This window comes from Aerococcus loyolae (genome assembly GCF_002871915.2).
GTDB classification, from domain to species: Bacteria; Bacillota; Bacilli; order Lactobacillales; family Aerococcaceae; genus Aerococcus; species Aerococcus loyolae.
This window is the reverse complement of the sequence record NZ_CP126958.1, coordinates 1,322,416-1,341,044: the sequence shown is the minus strand read 5'-3', so window position 1 is coordinate 1,341,044 and position 18,629 is coordinate 1,322,416. Positions and strand designations below refer to the sequence as shown.

The 18,629-nt window shown below is 42.3% G+C and carries 10 protein-coding genes; 9 read left to right on the top strand and 1 reads right to left on the bottom strand.

The features are described from left to right. Nucleotides 1-70: 70 nt before the first annotated feature. Nucleotides 71-622, bottom strand: coding sequence for an NADPH-dependent FMN reductase (locus CJ190_RS06065; protein ID WP_064292120.1), 552 nt, complete (start codon nucleotides 620-622; stop codon nucleotides 71-73). A 225-nt stretch (nucleotides 623-847) separates the two neighbouring features. On the opposite strand from CJ190_RS06065, the gene CJ190_RS06060 reads away from it, so the two are divergent. The 9 genes from CJ190_RS06060 (at nucleotide 848) to CJ190_RS06020 (ending at nucleotide 18,615) form a co-directional block, all read left to right on the top strand. Next, nucleotides 848-2,137 (top strand): Y-family DNA polymerase, encoded by a 1,290-nt coding sequence (locus CJ190_RS06060; protein WP_082888578.1) that lies wholly within the window; start codon nucleotides 848-850, stop codon nucleotides 2,135-2,137. Between the two features lie 92 nt (nucleotides 2,138-2,229). After that, the gene (locus tag CJ190_RS06055) at nucleotides 2,230-2,472 is read left to right on the top strand and encodes an LPXTG cell wall anchor domain-containing protein (RefSeq protein WP_064292121.1); all 243 of its coding nucleotides are present in this window, start codon (nucleotides 2,230-2,232) and stop codon (nucleotides 2,470-2,472) included. Between the two features lie 441 nt (nucleotides 2,473-2,913). Further along, nucleotides 2,914-3,753, top strand: coding sequence for a MetQ/NlpA family ABC transporter substrate-binding protein (locus tag CJ190_RS06050; protein ID WP_064292122.1), 840 nt, complete (start codon nucleotides 2,914-2,916; stop codon nucleotides 3,751-3,753). A 58-nt stretch (nucleotides 3,754-3,811) separates the two neighbouring features. Then, nucleotides 3,812-5,026, top strand: a complete 1,215-nt coding sequence (locus tag CJ190_RS06045) for a M20 family metallopeptidase (protein ID WP_064292123.1) — start codon at nucleotides 3,812-3,814, stop codon at nucleotides 5,024-5,026. 402 nt (nucleotides 5,027-5,428) lie between these two features. Continuing rightward, a complete protein-coding gene (locus CJ190_RS06040) occupies nucleotides 5,429-9,220 on the top strand; it encodes an accessory Sec-dependent serine-rich glycoprotein adhesin (RefSeq protein WP_070597935.1) in 3,792 nt (1,263 codons plus the stop codon). Nucleotides 9,221-9,301: 81 nt separating this feature from the next. Further along, the gene (locus CJ190_RS06035; protein WP_101602527.1) at nucleotides 9,302-14,161 is read left to right on the top strand and encodes a Rib/alpha-like domain-containing protein; all 4,860 of its coding nucleotides are present in this window, start codon (nucleotides 9,302-9,304) and stop codon (nucleotides 14,159-14,161) included. Between the two features lie 137 nt (nucleotides 14,162-14,298). Then, the gene (gene gtfA / locus CJ190_RS06030) at nucleotides 14,299-15,813 is read left to right on the top strand and encodes an accessory Sec system glycosyltransferase GtfA (protein ID WP_224783446.1); all 1,515 of its coding nucleotides are present in this window, start codon (nucleotides 14,299-14,301) and stop codon (nucleotides 15,811-15,813) included. Then, nucleotides 15,810-17,126 carry an accessory Sec system glycosylation chaperone GtfB gene (gene gtfB, locus CJ190_RS06025; RefSeq protein WP_064292125.1) on the top strand — a complete coding sequence of 439 codons (1,317 nt, stop codon included), beginning with the start codon at nucleotides 15,810-15,812 and terminating at the stop codon, nucleotides 17,124-17,126. Before gtfA ends, gtfB begins: the two co-directional genes overlap by 4 nt. A gap of 34 nt (nucleotides 17,127-17,160) precedes the next feature. Beyond that, a complete protein-coding gene (locus tag CJ190_RS06020) occupies nucleotides 17,161-18,615 on the top strand; it encodes a hypothetical protein (protein ID WP_064292126.1) in 1,455 nt (484 codons plus the stop codon). Nucleotides 18,616-18,629 lie beyond the last annotated feature (14 nt).

Sequence of the window (18,629 nt, the reverse complement as noted above, 5' to 3'; positions counted from 1 at the left end):
TTAAAAAGGGCCGTGATTTCACGAGAGTCACGGCCCGATGTCAGTATTTTATCTTGTTAAAATCTTAGGCTTAAACGAATTTTGCGGCAAATTCAGCGAAAGCTTTACCAGCGTTAGCTAAGAATTCTTGGGTATCTTCGGCAGTGATTTCGCCGTTTTCACCGATGAAGTTTGCGGAGTTACCAATGTAGAGTTCAGGTTGTTGCATCACTGGCATATCTAAGAAGACTAAGGATTGACGGAGAGTATGGTTAGCAATTGCCCCACCAATACCTGCTGGTGATTGAGAAGCAACAAGTGCTGGTTTACCTTCCCAAACGCTGGAACCATATGGACGAGAACCTAAGTCAATGGCGTTCTTCAAGCTAGCAGGAACGCTACGGTTGTGTTCTGGGGTGACGAAGATGATAGCGTCTTGGGCTTTCACTTCTTCACGGAAACGAGTATATTCTTTAGGTTGTTCTGGCGCTTCGTCATAGTCTTGGCTATAGAGGGGAAGGTCAGCAGTTTCAATGAAGGTAACTTCTGCATCTTCAGGTAAGCCTTTTACGATCCCTTTAGCAATCGCTTCTGAAAATGAGTTCTTACGGATTGAACCTAAAACAACACCATATTTAGTCATTATAATATCTCCTACTTTCATTTTTTATTTTTTTAATTTCTAACTACATTACCTAGTCTAACCACAATGAAGGCCAATGACAAATTTTATGCTCACAAAAAGTAAGTACTTTTAATAAGTCCTTAAAATCCAGCTTCAGGGAGTAACTTGACAAAAAGAACGTATGTTCGTAAAATAAAGAAAAGTTGTTCAAGCAATCACTGAATCAGTTAGAGGATAATGGTCATGAAACGCTACTATTATGATTTTGATTATAGTAAAGAACCCAAACACGATGTTCTATGCATCGATATGAAGTCTTTTTTCGCTAGTGTGGAATGCGTGGCCCGGCAACTGGACCCCTTGACAGCAGAATTGGTCGTCATGTCACGGGGAGAAGCCAATGGCGGCCTGGTCCTCGCTGCTACGCCAAGAGTCAAAGCCAAGTATGGCTTGAAAACTGGATCGCGGCTCTTCGAGTTTCCCGGCTACCACAATATTCAAATTGTCCCTCCCAATATGAGCCAATACATTGAGATTAATCTCGATATTAATGAGATTTTTTTGAACTATGTTGCCCCAGAAGACCTCCATATTTATAGTATTGATGAGAGTTTCTTGGATGTGTCTTACAGTCACAAGTTATTTGGCAGTAATGAAACCATTGCCCAAAAAATCCAAGCCGATGTCTACCAGGCCTTTGGGATTACTGCCACGGTAGGGATTGGTGATAACCCGCTCTTGGCTAAACTGTGTCTGGACAACTCGGCCAAGAAGACCCCGCCCTATATTGATTATTGGTCCTATGAATCGATCCCCGAGACGGTTTGGAAGATTGACCCGTTAAGGGATTTCTGGGGGATTGCCAAGGGCTTAGAGCGGCGGCTCAACCAATTAGGCATCTATACCGTGGAAGATTTAGCCCATGCCGATGTCTATCTCCTCCAAAAGCGGCTAGGAATTATTGGTGTGGAACTTTTTGAACATGCTAACGGGATTGATCACAGTATTATCCGTGACAAATATGTACCTTCCTCACGGTCTTTTGGTAAGAGTCAAATTCTCCAGCGTGATTATACTGACCCGGGCCAAGTGGCGATTATTATTCGCGAGATGGGCAATGATATCGCAGCCCGTTTACGCCAGCACCATTTACTCGCTGGTCAAGTCTCTCTGTCAGTCGGTTATTCCCATGAGGTGGTTGACCGCGGCTTCCGCCATCAAATCCCTATTGATCCTACCGACCGTCCTGAAGCCCTCAATGCCGCCTGGGTGGAACTCTTCCGTTTGTATTATGAGGATGGGCAGCCCATCCGCCAAATCGCCCTCAGTGCTAGTAAATTTCAAGAGAAGGTCGGTATCCAACTTAGTCTCTTTGAAGACCCGGACCGCACCTTGCAGAAAGAACGTCTCTATGACACCATGCAAAAAATTCATGACCACTATGGCCCTAGCTCGCTTTTTTACGCCAACAGTTTGGTGGAAGGAGCGACTGGTTTGGAGCGCAATAAGTTGATTGGCGGCCACCAGGCTTAAGTCGTGATAAAAAGTCAGCAGGATAGCTATGAATTTGGTGTAAGTCTCATTTTTGCTATAATGGGTTTAGAAAATGAGAGAGGAAGATTCTGATGAAAGATACAAAGGTCCTGTCAAAAATAAGTAACAATTTGCCGGCATACTTCTTAAGTCTTTTCAGTGCCTTAGTGGTATTCTTACTAGGTGATGGGACTAGTGTGGCTGCCGGAACCTATTACAGCCAAAGCCTGCCACAAACTGGGGCCCAAGTGACTCGAACAGCCCTAATTGTCGGTGTCGTCTTATTGATCGTGGGCGGATTTTTCTTCTTCCGTAACCGTAAAAATAAGAAATAGAGTCTTATTTAAGCGAGGTATCGGTAAAAACGAACACAAGTGATGATAAACCGGTATCAGGCGAACGCTTGCTAAGGACCGATGCCCGGTGATAGACTAAGTGCATAGTTAATTATCCATAAAATCATCCCTTGATAAGGAGAGTAAGTGTTAGCCACTTTGAAGAGAGGTTCCGTTTGGTGAGAGGAACTAGGTGAAAGGCGCTGAAGATGGCCTTTGAGGATATCTTGTCAATAAGTAGACAAGGTCGGCTGGGCTCGGTCGATAGCAGGAGCGCTAGTCTAGACATCTAAGGTCTCGGCTAGGTCGAGGGAGTTGCTACAATGATATTCATTAACAGTAGGACTCTGAACAAAAGGTGGTAACACGATACGTCGTCCTTTGCTATTCAAGTGAATAGTAAAGGACTTTTTTTATGGAAAATATTAGGAGGTCTTTATAATGAAGAAATGGCAAAAAGTATTAGTAACAAGTGCATTAAGTATTCTTGCTTTGGCAGGTTGTGGGTCTAATAGTGGTAGTGGCAGTGAAGGCAAGCAGGAAACCACAGTCAAACTCGGTGTAGTTGGAGATGATACTCGCGACTGGGATACTGTCCAAGAACGTCTCAAAGGTGAGGGAATTAACTTGGAATACGTCAAATTCTCTGACTACAACCAACCTAATAAGGCCTTGGAAGAGGGAGAAGTTGACCTCAATGCCTTCCAACACCAAGTCTTCTTAGATAAATTCAATGAACAATTCGGCACGGACTTAGTCTCCATTGGAAATACCGTAGTGGCACCATTAGGGATTTACTCCCATAAGATTAAGGACCTGTCAGAATTACAAGACGGGGCCACCGTGTCGATTCCTAACGACGTGACCAATGGTGGTCGGGCCATTATCCTCTTAGAGTCTGCTGGCCTCATTGAAGTGGATGACGCCGCTGGAATTACCCCAACAGTGGACGACATTACTTCAAATCCTAAAAAGCTAAAGATTGAAGAAATGGATGCTGCCCAAACCCCACGGACCTTAAATGATGTGGATATTGCTCTCATTAACAGTGGTTATGCTGTGGATGCCGGCTTAGCACCGCAAGACGCTATTTTCAAAGAACCGGTCGATGAACGGTCTAAACCTTATGTGAATATTGTGGTCGCTCGTCAAGAAGATAAGGATAACCCAACCTATAAGAAGGTAGTTGAAACCTACCAAACTGACGAAACCGAACAAGTCATTAAAGATAAATCCAACGGGGCCAATGTTGCTGCTTGGAAACTATTTGGCCGCAACTAGACTTTAACCACACGCTAGCAAAAAAACGAAACCATCACATGGAGAGGAAGTATGTCAAATGACCACTACCGATAAAAAAGCCCTACAAGAAACTATTAAGAACTATGTCAAAGACAATTTAGCCACTTACCAAGACAACGCCCTAAAAATCCACGCCAACCCGGAAACCAGTAACCATGAATACTATGCTCAAGAAGTCTTGACCGACCAGCTGGAAAAGGAAGGTTTTACGGTGAAAAAGGACGTCGCTGACCATCCTACGGGTTTTGATGCCCGTTATAGGAGTGAAAAGGAAGGGCCGACTCTGGTTTACTTGGCTGAATTCGATGCCTTACCTGATATTGGCCATGGCTGTGGCCATAATCTATTTGGTAATTATTCCAGCCTGGCCGCTGCGGCCTTGAAGCAAGTCGTTGACCAGGTCGGTGGCGAGATTCGAGTCTACGGGACTCCTGGTGAAGAAGGTGGGGAGAACGGTTCAGCCAAGGAAAGCTTTGTCCGCGAAGGTTTCTTGGATGATGTCGATGCGGCTCTCTGTGTGCATCCCGGTGGAGACACCAGTCCTAGTGGCCACTTATACGCTAATGATCCTGTCGATATTGAATTCTTTGGCAAGTCAGCTCACGCTACCGCTAACCCAGAGGACGGGATCTCAGCCTTGGAACCATTGATCCTTACCTTTAATGGGATCGATGCCTTACGCCTCCACCTCCACGATGATGTCAGCATCCACGGCGTGATCCTTGACGGCGGCAAGGCGGCTAATGTGATTCCGGATTACTGCCGGGGACGTTTCTATATTCGCGCTTATAACCGTCATACCCTGGACCAGGTCAGAGAGAGAGTCCAAAAAATTGCTGAAGGCGCCGCCCATGCGACCGGTGCCCAATTGAAGTTTGGCCTCTTCCAAAATAAGGTCGATGACATGATCATAACGCCTTCCTTTGATGAAATTTTCTTCAGTCATGCTGACGAAGTGGGCTTGGACTTGGATACGGTTAAGGAACCCGATAGCCAAGCCCATGGGTCATCCGATGTAGGCAATATTTCTTATGTAGTACCGACCATCCAACCCTTCCTAGCCATTTCTGAAGAGCCCGTACCGGGTCACTCAACAGAATTAGTGGCTGCAGCGAAGTCGGCCAAGGGGCTCGATTCCATCCGCATTGCTGCTACTTTACTGGCCTTAACTGGTTTAGATTTAATTCTTGACCCCGATAAATTAGCTCAAATAAAAGAAGACCACCAAGCAGCCCTAGCCAAGGGCAACTAGGCCGGTCAGACATTATAAATAGATTCAGTTAACACTAAATACAACAACCTCCTAAGCTCTTATCTTAGTTAATTGCTAAGCTAGGAGCTTTTTTCTTGGAAAAAGGTAAAAATTTTTGATTTAAAGTCGTAGTTAAACTCAGTTCTAAAAACCATTAATGACCATTTCAACCTGACCACAATTGGATAAATATAGAAATAAATACAATTTTCTAAAATAATGTTCTTTTTGCAGGAAAACAATATACTAAAGCGTATAAAATCTTAAATTTGCTTTATTTTTACAAAAAATATGAGATAATCCTAACTAAATAATGTACCTTGAGCCCTTATTGTCTCGGGTATTTTCTTATATTTTTAGTCTGAACTATGTCTTTCAATCGTTATTAAGAAGGAGTTGCATATGAGGAAATTTAGGCATGGGGATTATCTAGAAACTGAACGTAAAACACGAGTGAAGATGTATAAAGCCGGGAAGTCCTGGGTGAAATCATGTCTTTCACAATTTGGTTTACTGCGTTTCTTCGGAAAATCACCCGTAATTGAGCATATTGAGTCCTCCCAAGTTGAAGAAAATACTTCAACAGATAAAAAGGAGTACCTATTTAAAGGACTGACTGCCTTAGGTGCCTTAGCTGGTGGTGTAGCCTTAACCACACCCCAAGTGAATGCGGATGAACTACCTAAGGAAAAAGTTCTTGAAAAAGAAACCTTAGTTAATACCGATTCCGCCGCATTGAAAGCAGCGGAATCAACGACCGAAACGGTTCAAGCAAGTGAAGTCGCTGATGAAGCTTCAGAAAATACTGAAGCAAGCGAATCGGCTTCCATTAGCGCTAGTGAATCGGAATCACTCTCCATTAGTGAGTCTGAGTCGATCAGCGAATCCGAGTCATTATCAGTTTCTGAATCAGCCGCTGTGTCCAGTTCTGAATCCGCTACGATTAGCGCATCAGAATCGTCTGCCACTAGTGAAAGTGATAGTGAATCTGAATCCAATTCTAGTGCCAGTTCAGAAAGCTTAGCTGATGAGGAAGCTAGTGTCAGTGAGGAAGAATTTGCTTCACGTAGTCAAGAGGCTCCAGTAGCGGCTAATGAAAGAGAAGCTGCTGTTGAAGAACGCTCAGCAGTTCAAAAGGGTGCTGGCTTAAGAAGCGCTTCTACTCAAGAAAACTATTATGGGGTTAGCGGGGTAGAACTCCCTGATGTGCCAGTCAATCATTTTGTGGCACGAACAACTAGTGATGCTACGGACCTGGCTGGAGTAGCGAGCTTAAATAATGGTAAAACTAAAGCTGAAGCAGAGCGTCAAGCCAGTGATTTACAAACAGGTTTAGAGCGTTCAACCGCTCAGGAAGATGATCGCGGCCAAGCAGGTTACTATGCGGCGGTCAGCGATCTAGCAGGTAATAAGGCCCAAGTCAAGGAAGACTTAGAAAAAGCCTTAGCCGGTAATGCAGGAGCAAGCAGCAACTTAGCAGCTTATAAGGCACAAATCGATGCGGCCAATACCATTGAAGAAATTGGCGCGGTGATTAAAGAAGCCCAAGCCAAGTATCCTGCCGCTAATGTCGAGCCAGGAGAGGCAAGTCCTGAAGAAAAAGTGCAGCAAGAAGCGGAACTTAACCGCATTAAAGAGTCCGCTAAAGCGAGCGCCAAGACCATCCTCGACGCCCGGACCCAAGCCACAAATTCGCAAGCGACCAGCGCTGACCCAGCTCATGTGGCAGCCGTTCAAGCTAAGATCGACGCCGCTCAATCCACTGCAGAGGTCGATAAGATCATCTCTGACCTCAATGATTCAACCACAGCAGATACCATCTTGACACCTAAGACCGACCAAGATGGCCGCAAATACTTTGAAGATGTGGATACAGGTAAGAAGTATTATCTGGAACCTAACTGGGATGAGCAGTCTATTAAAGGACAAAACTCCACCCGTTGGGAATTGGAACCTGGTCAAGGCTTACGGACGATTAATAACCCATCCGAGCCTCTGAGCGTTCAGCAATTGAAATACAAGGGTTTTCACGAGACAGCTGATGGCGACCAAGTTATCGATATGATGTATACCCATACTCCGCGTTCGGCCTATGTTTGGCAACGTCTTAACTTAAGGATTTCGGATGACCTGCAGAAACGGATTGACTGGACTAAGTCTTACTATGAAGACCGAAATGGTGAAATTTATCGTTTCACCAATGGTAGCAAGGCTAACGATAAAATTATAGTTCTATCAAACCTTGAAACAGGAACGGAGACCAAACGCTCACCTATCCGTCTCTACTTGCGGGATAATGTGACCCGAGAAGAGTTAGATAATATCGATACGACTATCCAGGCTCGGCTTCTCGATGCCAATGGGAATGTCTACACTAAGTTTATGGGTGGTACAGATGATTCCAATATGAATTTAACCGGTTATGGATCCTACACCCAGTCCGTGACCATTCCTAAGACGACTTCAACTAACTTGAAGACAGGGCTCAACCCTTATCTCCAAGTCATGTCCTCAGTTGACCAAGCCCCAGATTTTGTTTCTAGCCAAAATACGGTTTCTTACAATCCTGCTGAAAACAAGCTCTATGTGGCTAGTCAATTCCACAAGAAGGATACTAATAACCGAAATGAAAACCTCAACGGCCAATCCATTGCTTATCGCTTAGCTTTCGACAAGGAACTCTTAGATGTCCTTAAGGAAGATGACTATGGTTATATCGGTTATGTTGAGCCTTCGATTACCTCAGGAATGAAGGGTGCCGTTAATCCAAATAGCGTCCGGACAGGCTTTACCCGACGCCAGGTTAATGTGGTCGGGGATATGGCCTATGTGATTTACGCACCTGAAGAATTTGAAACCAACGATGAAATCGGTCAGATTGTTTACACTAACAAGGGAACCCAAGGCTTTATCGATAATGTTTCGACTGAAATGTCAGGCCAACAATTTACCTTGACAACTTTGAATATCGACTCAGACAATCTGAAGAAACTTTATCCAACCATCAATAACCAACAGCCTGAAATGACTGCGATTTCAGTTCATACAGGCATGATCATTGAAAATGACCATGGCATTGACCGGGTCAAGATGACAACAGATCGGGACGTTTCGGCTAGACAAGGGGATAAAATTGAAATCCGCTTTGCTAGACCAACTAACCAGGGTGTCAAACGGTCAGACTTGGTCAATGGTGAGATCCTGTATTGGGCAGATTCTGCTTCTAAGTTAGCCATGAAAGCTGGCGAAGCGCCAATCATCGGTCACTTAGGGGTTTACCCAGCTTCCCGCGGTGCCAGAGGGTCCGATGCCCGCTATGACTTTGACGTTAATGCCAATAATACGGTTTATACTTATACCTTGCCTTATGATTTCAAGCTAGCTTCGGGTTCCGATATTAGACTTTATACCGGGGCCAACGGTAAGTTAGTTGATAACAGCGGTGAAGTTTATATCAATGGTGTAAAAGTTGCTGAATTTGGTCAAGGTCAGGCTGAAACATCCTACGCTCCACGCTTAATCATCGGGACAGAAGTGAACTCTTCAGCTTTACTCGATAGAACCCAATACATGCCTGTCGTTAAGGATATGTATGACTTCGATAAGGTGATTACAGGCTATACCTATGTGCCTAACCAATTAGTAGAAATCTCCTATATTGATGCTAATTCAGGTCAGACCCGCTATGTCCGGACCATGTCAGGAAACGCGGCAGAACCTGGTGCGACCTATACAGTTGAAGGCGACAAGACCTATCCAGAACCAGGTAAAGGACTGTACAAGTTCGAATACGCTATTCCAGATACTGATCGCGTTGTCAAGGATTCGCCAATTGTGGCAAGATCTTTCAATTACCATACCGCCAAGCAAGCTGAAGAAAGAGCGCTTTCTGAAGATGAGGAAGCTATCCAAACGTCTGTAGGTTCAGATGCGGTTATCGCTCGGGTCCTTATCCAAGTGACCTATGACCTCAACCATCCAAACGGGACCTCGGCTCGGCGTGTGATGACTTACGCTGCTCCTGCAGAAACGAATGATGCTGCAGGAAATACGACAGCTATTGAGAACTCCGATGTGCCTCGAAACGAAGACTTCTCCAACGAAGTGGGCTACACCAATAACGGTCTAGCAAGCAATATGGCCAATGACCCAACCTTGGAAGGTTATCGTTTCTTAGGGTGGAATACCGCCTAAGACGGTTCAGGGAACTACATTACGCCTGAAACTGCTTTCCAAAACTCAACCACTGTCTACGCCCAATGGCAAAAAGTTTCCATGGCCGAAGAATTCGAGCCAGGCTATGACAATGTTTCCGTTGAAGAAGGCCAAGCTGACACAGTTGCTGCACCAACCTTTATCAAGAACGGTCAAGTGGCGAACCCAGAAGTTCTTCAATTTACAACAAATCTAGAAGGCGTAACCGTCAATAATGATGGCTCAATCGTTGTTCCAGCAAGCATGACTGAAGGCAAGGCTGGCCAGACCATCCAAATCCCAGTCACGATCACTTATGGAGACAACACAACAGATACCGTTGATGTCTATGTTGAAGTCACCCGTAAGCCTGAGAATGAAGTCTATGAGCCAAGTGTGACTCCGATCGAGAAGGACTACGGTCAAGCACCAACTGAAGATGAAATCAATAATGCGGTAACGGTACCGGACTTTGAAGGAAATCCTGCATATCCAGGTCAAACGCCAACAGTGAAGGTTGACAATCCAAGTGCTTTACCAGACGGTAATACACCAGGTGAACACAAGGTACCTGTGACTGTGACTTATCCAGATGGAACTGAAGATAAGACTGAAGTTACGGTAACAGTTAAAGAACAACCAGAAAAAGATAAGTACCAACCTGAAGTACAACCAGTTGAGAAAGACTACGGACAAGCACCGACCGAAGAAGAAATCAAGAATGCGGTAACGGTACCGGGCTTTGAAGAAAATCCTGCATATCCAGGCCAAACCCCAACCGTAACGGTTGATGATCCAAGTGCTTTACCAGACGGCAATACGCCAGGCGAACACAAGGTCCCTGTGACTGTGACATATCCAGATGGAACTGAAGATAAGACCGAAGTTACGGTAACGGTTAAACCACAACCAGAAAAAGATAAGTACCAACCTGAAGTACAACCAGTTGAGAAAGACTACGGACAATCACCGACTGAAGATGAAATCAAGAATGCGGTAACGGTTCCAGGTTACGAGGAAAATCCAGCATATCCAGGTCAAAAGCCAACGGTCACAGTCGATGATCCAAATGCTTTACCAGATGGAAATACTCCAGGTGAACACAAGGTTCCAGTGACTGTAACTTATCCAGATGGAACAGAGGATAAGACCGAAGTTACGGTAACAGTTAAGGAACAACCAGAAAAAGATAAGTACCAACCTGAAGTAGCTCCAGTTGAGAAAGACTATGGTCAAACAACGACTGAAGATGAAATCAAGAAAGCCGTAACGGTTCCCGGTTATGAAGAAAACCCAGCCTATCCAGGCCAAACGCCAACGGTCACAGTGGATAATCCAAATGCGTTACCAGACGGAAATACACCAGGCGAACATAAGGTTCCAGTGACTGTAACTTATCCAGATGGAACAGAGGATAAGACCGAAGTTACGGTAACAGTTAAGGAACAACCAGAAAAAGATAAGTACCAACCTGAAGTAGCTCCAGTTGAGAAAGACTATGGTCAAACAACGACTGAAGATGAAATCAAGAAAGCCGTAACGGTTCCCGGTTATGAAGAAAACCCAGCTTATCCAGGTGAAACACCAACCGTAACGATTGATGATCCAGCGACCTTACCAGACGGCAATACGCCAGGAGAACATAAGGTACCTGTGACAGTGACTTACCCAGACGGGACGACAGATCCAGCGACTGTTACAGTAACAGTTAAGGAACAACCAGAAAAAGATAAGTACCAACCTGAAGTAAGACCAGTTGAGAAAGACTACGGTCAAGCGCCAACTGAAGATGAGATCGAGAATGCGGTAACGGTACCTGGTTACCAAGAAAATCCAGCTTATCCAGGCCAAAAGCCAACGGTAACAGTGGATGGTCCAAGTACTTTACCAGATGGAAATACGCCAGGCGAACACAAGGTCCCTGTGACTGTGACATATCCAGATGGAACTGAAGATAAGACCGAAGTTACGGTAACGGTTAAACCACAACCAGAAAAAGATAAGTACCAACCTGAAGTACAACCAGTTGAGAAAGACTACGGACAATCACCGACTGAAGAAGAAATCAAGGGTGCGGTAACTGTACCTGGTTACCAAGAAAATCCAGCATATCCAGGTCAAAAGCCAACGGTCACAGTCGATGATCCAAATGCTTTACCAGATGGAAATACTCCAGGTGAACACAAGGTTCCAGTGACTGTAACTTATCCAGATGGAACTGAAGATAAGACTGAAGTTACGGTAACAGTTAAGCCACAACCAGAAAAAGATAAGTATCAGCCTCAGGTAAATCCAATCGAGAAGGATTATGGCCAACCAACCACTGAAGAAGAAATCAAGAATTCAGTAACGGTACCAGGTTACGAAGAAAATCCTGCTTATCCAGGCGAAACGCCAACGGTAACGGTTGATGATCCAGAGACCTTACCAGATGGCAACACGCCAGGTAGTTATGAAGTTCCTGTAACTGTAACTTATCCAGATGGGACGACAGATCCAGAGACTGTTACGGTAACAGTTAAGCCACAACCTGAAAAAGATAAGTATCAACCTGAAGTAACACCAGTTGAGAAAGACTACGGTCAAGCACCAACTGAAGAAGAAATCAAGAATGCCGTAACAGTTCCAGGTTATGAAGAAAATCCAGCTTATCCAGGTGAAACACCAACCGTAACGGTTGATGATCCAGCGACCTTACCAGACGGCAATACGCCAGGAGAACATAAGGTACCTGTGACAGTGACTTACCCAGACGGAACTGAGGATAAGACTGAAGTTACTGCAACGGTGAAAGAACAACCGGAAAATGAGAAGTATGAACCAACTACAAAAACAATAAATAAAGATTACGGCCAGCCGACATCGGAGGATGAAGTTAAGGGTGCTGTAACGGTACCAGACTATGAGAAGAATTCTGATTATCCTGGTAAATCTCCAATTGTGACAGTTAATGATCCAAGCAAATTACCTGATGGCAAAACGTCAGGTGTACATAAAGTTCCAGTCATAGTGGAGTATCCAGATGGAACAAAAGATACAGCGATAGTTACTGTAACAGTAAAATCTCAGCCGGAAAATGAAATATATGAACCAAACACAAAAACGATAAATAAAGCTTACGGAGAATCAACAACTGAAGAAGAAATTAAGGAAGCAGTAACGATTCCAGGTTTTGAGGAAAATTCTGATTATCCGGGTAAAACTCCAACATTAATGCTATTTAATCCTAATGAAATTCCCAATGGAACCAATCCTGGAGTTTATGAAGTATTGGTAATGGTTACTTATCCAGATAATTCAGTAGAACCAACAACTGTAAAGGTGATTGTAGATAACCCTAATGATCAGACCTATGAACCTACATATCCTGTTGGTCAAACTGAATCCGGTGAAAATCCAACACCGACGACTGTAAATCCAAGCTTTAGTGGTGAAATTCCAAATGATCCAAACAATCCAACTGGTCCGAAGACCCATCAAGATAATGTGACACCACCTACTGGTACTAACTTTACTTTTGGTGATGGGACAACCAACTGGACAAATCCTAATACGGGAGATACAGCAACAATTGATCCGAATACTGGTCAAGTAACCTTTACTCCAGGTAAAGGACGGCCTGAAGATGGTACTGTAACGATTCCTGTTGTGGTCAATTATCCAGATGGTACTAAGGATAATACTAACGTTACTGTTAATGTGACGAAAGATAACAATAGTATTTCGGAAAGTGAATCGACTGTTCGATCTGAATCACAGAGTGCTTCAACCTCAGCGGTAGAAGAATCGCAATCTGTAAGTGCTTCTCAGTTTGAGTCTAGCTCAGTAAGTGCCTCACAAAGCGCTTCAACTTCAGCGGTAGAAGAATCGCAATCTGTAAGTGCTTCTCAGTCTGAATCTAGTTCAGTAAGCGCGTCACAGAGTGCTTCGACCTCAGCCGCGGAAGAATCACAGTCTGTAAGTGCGTCACAATCAGAATCAAGCTCAGTAAGTGCCTCACAAAGCGCTTCAACTTCAGCGGTAGAAGAATCACAATCCGTGAGCGCAAGCCAATCTGAGTCTAGTTCAGTAAGCGCGTCACAGAGTGCTTCAACCTCCGCGGTGGAAGCGTCACAATCTGTAAGTGCTTCACAATCTGAGTCTAGCTCAGTAAGTGCCTCACAAAGCGCTTCAACTTCAGCAGTAGAAGGATCGCAATCCGTGAGCGCAAGCCAATCTGAGTCTAGTTCAGTAAGCGCGTCACAGAGTGCTTCAACCTCAGCCGCGGAAGAATCACAGTCTGTAAGTGCGTCACAATCAGAATCAAGCTCAGCAAGTGCCTCACAAAGCGTTTCAACTTCAGCAGTAGAAGAGTCACAATCCGTGAGCGCAAGCCAATCTGAGTCTAGTTCAGTAAGCGCGTCACAGAGTGCTTCAACTTCAGCAGTAGAAGAGTCACAATCCGTGAGCGCAAGCCAATCTGAGTCTAGTTCAGTAAGCGCGTCACAGAGTGCTTCAACCTCCGCGGTGGAAGCGTCACAGTCTGTAAGTGCTTCACAATCTGAGTCTAGCTCAGTAAGCACGTCACAAAGTGTCTCAGCCTCTGAATCTGCAAGATCGAGCGCATCAGTCTCTGAGTCTACAAGTTCAAGTATCTCTGCATCAGAGTCAGCAAGTGCAGCGGCTCCAGCAGAAACTAGTCAATCTGATTTTGTAAGATCTGAATCTCTGAGTGAAAGTGATTCAACTTCAGAATCTCTTGATTCTACTGAATCATTATCAATATTAAGTTCTGAAAGTGCTTCAAATACTGTTCAAGAGTCTCAAGTTGAAATTAAGCAATCAGGATTCTTGCCTCAAACAGGAGCAGAAAATAACTCTATTCTTGGAGCAGGATTAGCTGCAATTCTTGCAGGTCTAAGTGCTTTAGGTTTCAAGAGAAAGAAAGATGAAGATGCGTAAAATTGCTGATTGATCTTAAACAAAGCAAAAGAGGGTAAGAAGTTATAATCTTACCCTCTAGCTTTGTTTTTAGGATGCTAGAGAATGGTTCTTTAGCATCCTAAAGATAAAGCTTTGACATAATACAAAGTAAGGAAGTGGTTACTCTGACTATCTATAACATTAACAAAGGAATAGGCTGGGCATCGAGTGGCGTAGAGTATGCACAGATTTATCGTTATCGTATTTTTAAAGAATTATCTTTAGATTGTAAATTTATCTTTACTGATTTGATTTTGAATGAAAATATTGCTCATTTTACTGAAAATATAGGCTTTTCGAATGAAGATGTTATTTGGATGTATTTATATTTTACCGATATTCCACTTAGCCAAACGACAGTCACACTTGACCAAATTAAGGAAAAAATATCTGATAGTCTTGAGGAAGAAAGGCTAGATAATCGCCGGGTAAAATTGACCTATGATCAAGGCAAGCAGTTTGCTATGTGTTATCTATCAAGAGAAGGAGAAGATCTTGTCAATCGAGTAGAATATACTGCTAACAACAAATTAATTCGGAAAGATTTCTTTAATCGTTTTAAGTTTTTAACCGAATACTATGCACCGAATAATAATAAAGCACTCCTCTATATGCGACGTTACTTTAATCAAGATGGCACCACCGCTTATGAAGAATTTATTAACCAAGACGATTCGACTTACCGATTAAAAGACCGTATTATCTATTCCAAGGAAGAATTAGTCGCTTACTTTATTGAAAAATTAGCTCTAACTGACAAAGACATTGTTTTACTAGATCGTTCAGATGGCATTGGTCAGGGGCTCTTAGACCATTTAAATGGAGCCAAGCTAGGGTCTGTGGTGCATGCTGAACATTATAATCAAACATTGACTAATGACCAGAATATCCTGTGGAATAACCACTATGAGTATCCTTTTACACATTACGGGCAATTTGATTTCTATATTACTTCAACTCAGGCTCAGACCCAGCGACTTTTGGAACAATTCAATCATTATTATGGTATTCAGCCGGTGGTTTATACAATTCCAGTGGGAAGTGTTGATCACTTAATGCAAGCTGACTCTAATATTAATCCTTATGCAATGATGACTGCTTCTCGTTTAGCTGGAGAAAAGAATATTGATTGGTTGATTGAAGCAGTAGTCCAGGTACACGATCAGTTGCCACAAGTCCAATTTGATATTTATGGGGAAGGTGGAAAAAGAAAGAGTCTTCAGGAGCAAATTAATCGACTCAATGCAGGAGATTATATTGAACTCAAGGGACACCATCACCTAGATGAAATTTATCCCAAATATCCTCTTTATCTCACTGCTTCTACCAGTGAAGGTTTTGGACTAACATTAGTTGAAGCTCTGAGTGCAGGTCAGGCGATGATTGGTTTAGATGTTCCTTATGGAAACCCCACCTTTATTGAAAATAAAAAAAATGGTTATCTCTTACCTTTTAACCGAGAGATGAAGCGAGAAGAGATTATCAATTCTTTTGCTCAAGCAATTCTTACTTATTTCCAAACTGCTGATCGCCAAGCTATGCGTGAACGGTCATACTCTATTGCTAAGCAATATTTACACAAGCATGTAGAAAATGCATGGAAGCAATTAGTGGAGGAGGTTCAAGCATGATTCAATTATTTGATAATTATGATGAAGCCACGCGGGATTTTCACCAATCGATGCTCCGTGCTGGATTTAATTTCCCAACCGTGATTTTAAATGAGGATGGATTTTTACCCCATGGTACGACATCTCCCTATCGCTTTTTTATGGGCGAAGAGCAAGGTAGCCCCTTGTATTTTAATGAAGTGCCAGTTCCTTTAAATTGGGAGATAAAAGCGACAAATACGTCAGCTAGTGTCTGGGATTATCACCATAAGCGTGCAGATATCCATTACTTTACCAATAGTGGACAGCGTTTAGTTCAGGCAGTAGATTGGTTGAATGATAAAGAGCAGATCATGTGGACTGATTGTTATAACCAGTTTGGGCGTCGCTATGCTCAAATCATTCGTCAAGGTCAAGATGCTCATATGAAAATCTATTTTGATACTTTAGGTCATGATGTTATTGTCGATAACTATGTGACTGGTAACGTCATTTTGGATTGGCAAGGAAAGAAGCGATTTTTTCATAATCAAAGGGATTTTTATCAGTTTTATCTATTAAGATCCGGTTTATCTATAGAACGAATGATTATTAACTCTTTGGCAACTCCTTTCTTAATTTCGCACTCTCTTCCACGGGAAGGAGAGGATATCTTAGTTTGGCATGAAGCTTTGACAGATGAGATTCCAAGTAATATGCAACTGATCCTTAAAGGGCAGACACCACGGTGTAATCAGGTCATTATTCCTGACCAGGCCACTTACCAACGTGCACTGGAATTGTGTGAATTAAATCAATTACCAAGTGAAGCGATTACACCCTTAGGCTATATTTATCCTATACTGCAGGACAAAGAGTTTGCTAAAGAAATTTTAATATTAACCAATTCTGATCAGATTGAACAATTAGATCTTTTGTTAGACAATTTGCCTGATTTTCAATTTAGAATTGGCGCCGTAACGGAAATGTCAGAGAAATTGATGGATTATGGGCAATATCCTAATGTCCAACTCTATCCGAATATATCTATGGATTTGATTCAAAAACTACTCAAACAGGCTTCTTTTTACTTGGATATCAATCATGGTAATGAGATCGTTGATGCGGTTCGTGCTGCCTTTGAGTTTCATTGTCTAAACATGGCATTTCAAGAAACTATGCATAAGAAGGCCTATATCGCCGATGAGTTTATATTCTCAAAAGAAGAAGCTGCTTCTTTGTCGAATACAATCAAGATTTTAGGAAATAATCAAAAGCAATGGCAGCAAGCAATTAATTCCCAAATTATCCATTCCAATCATGTTGGTAGAGAAGTGTACCAAGCTACATTTTAAAAATAAAGAAGTTGCTAGGAAGGCAGGATAATCGATGAGAAAGCATATTACCAATTTGCATGGTCACTCTGCTGTAAGTACAGCATTAATTTCTCAACAGATGACAACAACGATTGCTCAAAAATTGGATTTTAATGAATTAGCTATCTATGCATATGAAACTTCTTATGATTCTGATCAAGAATTAAGTAAGCGCTTAGATGGAATTCTAGCTGGCCTAAGTCAAGGAGATTTGGTGGTTGTTCAATTACCAACATGGAATGATAGACGTTTCGAAAGGGCTCTAATTGATAAAATTAAGTATACTTTTAAAGCACATTTAATAGTGTTTATTCATGATATACCACCAATCATGTTCCCTCAAAATTATTATTTGATGAGTTCTCTCATTGAAATTTACAATGAAGCTGAATTGGTAATTGTTCCTTCCCAAGAAATGTATCAACGTCTTTATTTAGAAGGTTTAAGGGTCGATAAGGTTTTAATCCAAGCTATGTGGGACCACCCGACGGAATTTCAACCTGGAAAAATTTCATTTCAAAAGAAGATTCACTTTGCAGGAGATATTAATAAGTTTGATTTTATAAAGCAATGGCCAATTTCATGTGCTGTTGATGTTTACTCAAACCATGGTCAAAATTTAGATTTGCCTAAGGAAGTGACAATTAAAGGGTGGTTACCTGATTATGAACTCTTAACCAATTTATCTAAGGGCGGTTTTGGGCTGGTCTGGACTGATCAAGATTATATTCAAGACTATTTCCAAATGTGTATTACCCATAAATTGAGTACATATTTAGCTGCAGGTATCCCGGTCTTTGTCCCTGAAAGCTTATCTAATAGAAAAATTATTGAAGACAATGGCCTAGGTTATGTCGTCAAGTCATTAGAAGAAGCAAATGAGATTATAGAAAATATGTCAGAAAGTACTTATCAGGAACTAATAGATAATGTTGCTAACTTTCGTCAGCTTATTATCCAAGGCTATTTTACCCAACGTCTCTTAACGGCAACAGTTTTTAAAATATTTAGTCAAGGACTTTCAGATTTTGAAGGGGACCTTAGCCATTGCCCGTTAATGCGGAAAGACCATAATATTTTTATCTTGACGGCACAAGATTATTTGCTGCATATTGATGAAATTATTCAAGGTTTACCCAATTATCAATTCCATATTGCAGCCCAAACTCAAATGTCAGATCGATTATTGGATTTAGAAAAATATCCTAATGTGTCTCTCTATCCAGCAGCAGGAAAAGACCAGATTAACAGTCTTTTATTAAAGGCTAATATTTACCTAGATATCAATTACGGGGTAGAAGTGGAAGATATAGTGACTAAAGCTAGCAATCTTGGTTTAACGGTATATTCATTTGAAGATTATTGTCATCAATTAGGTATATTAGATCCTAATAACATATTTGCACAAGATAACTATCAAGATCTAATTGATCAGATAAAAATGCAAGAGGATCGAGTTAAAAAATAGAATTAATACAAGTT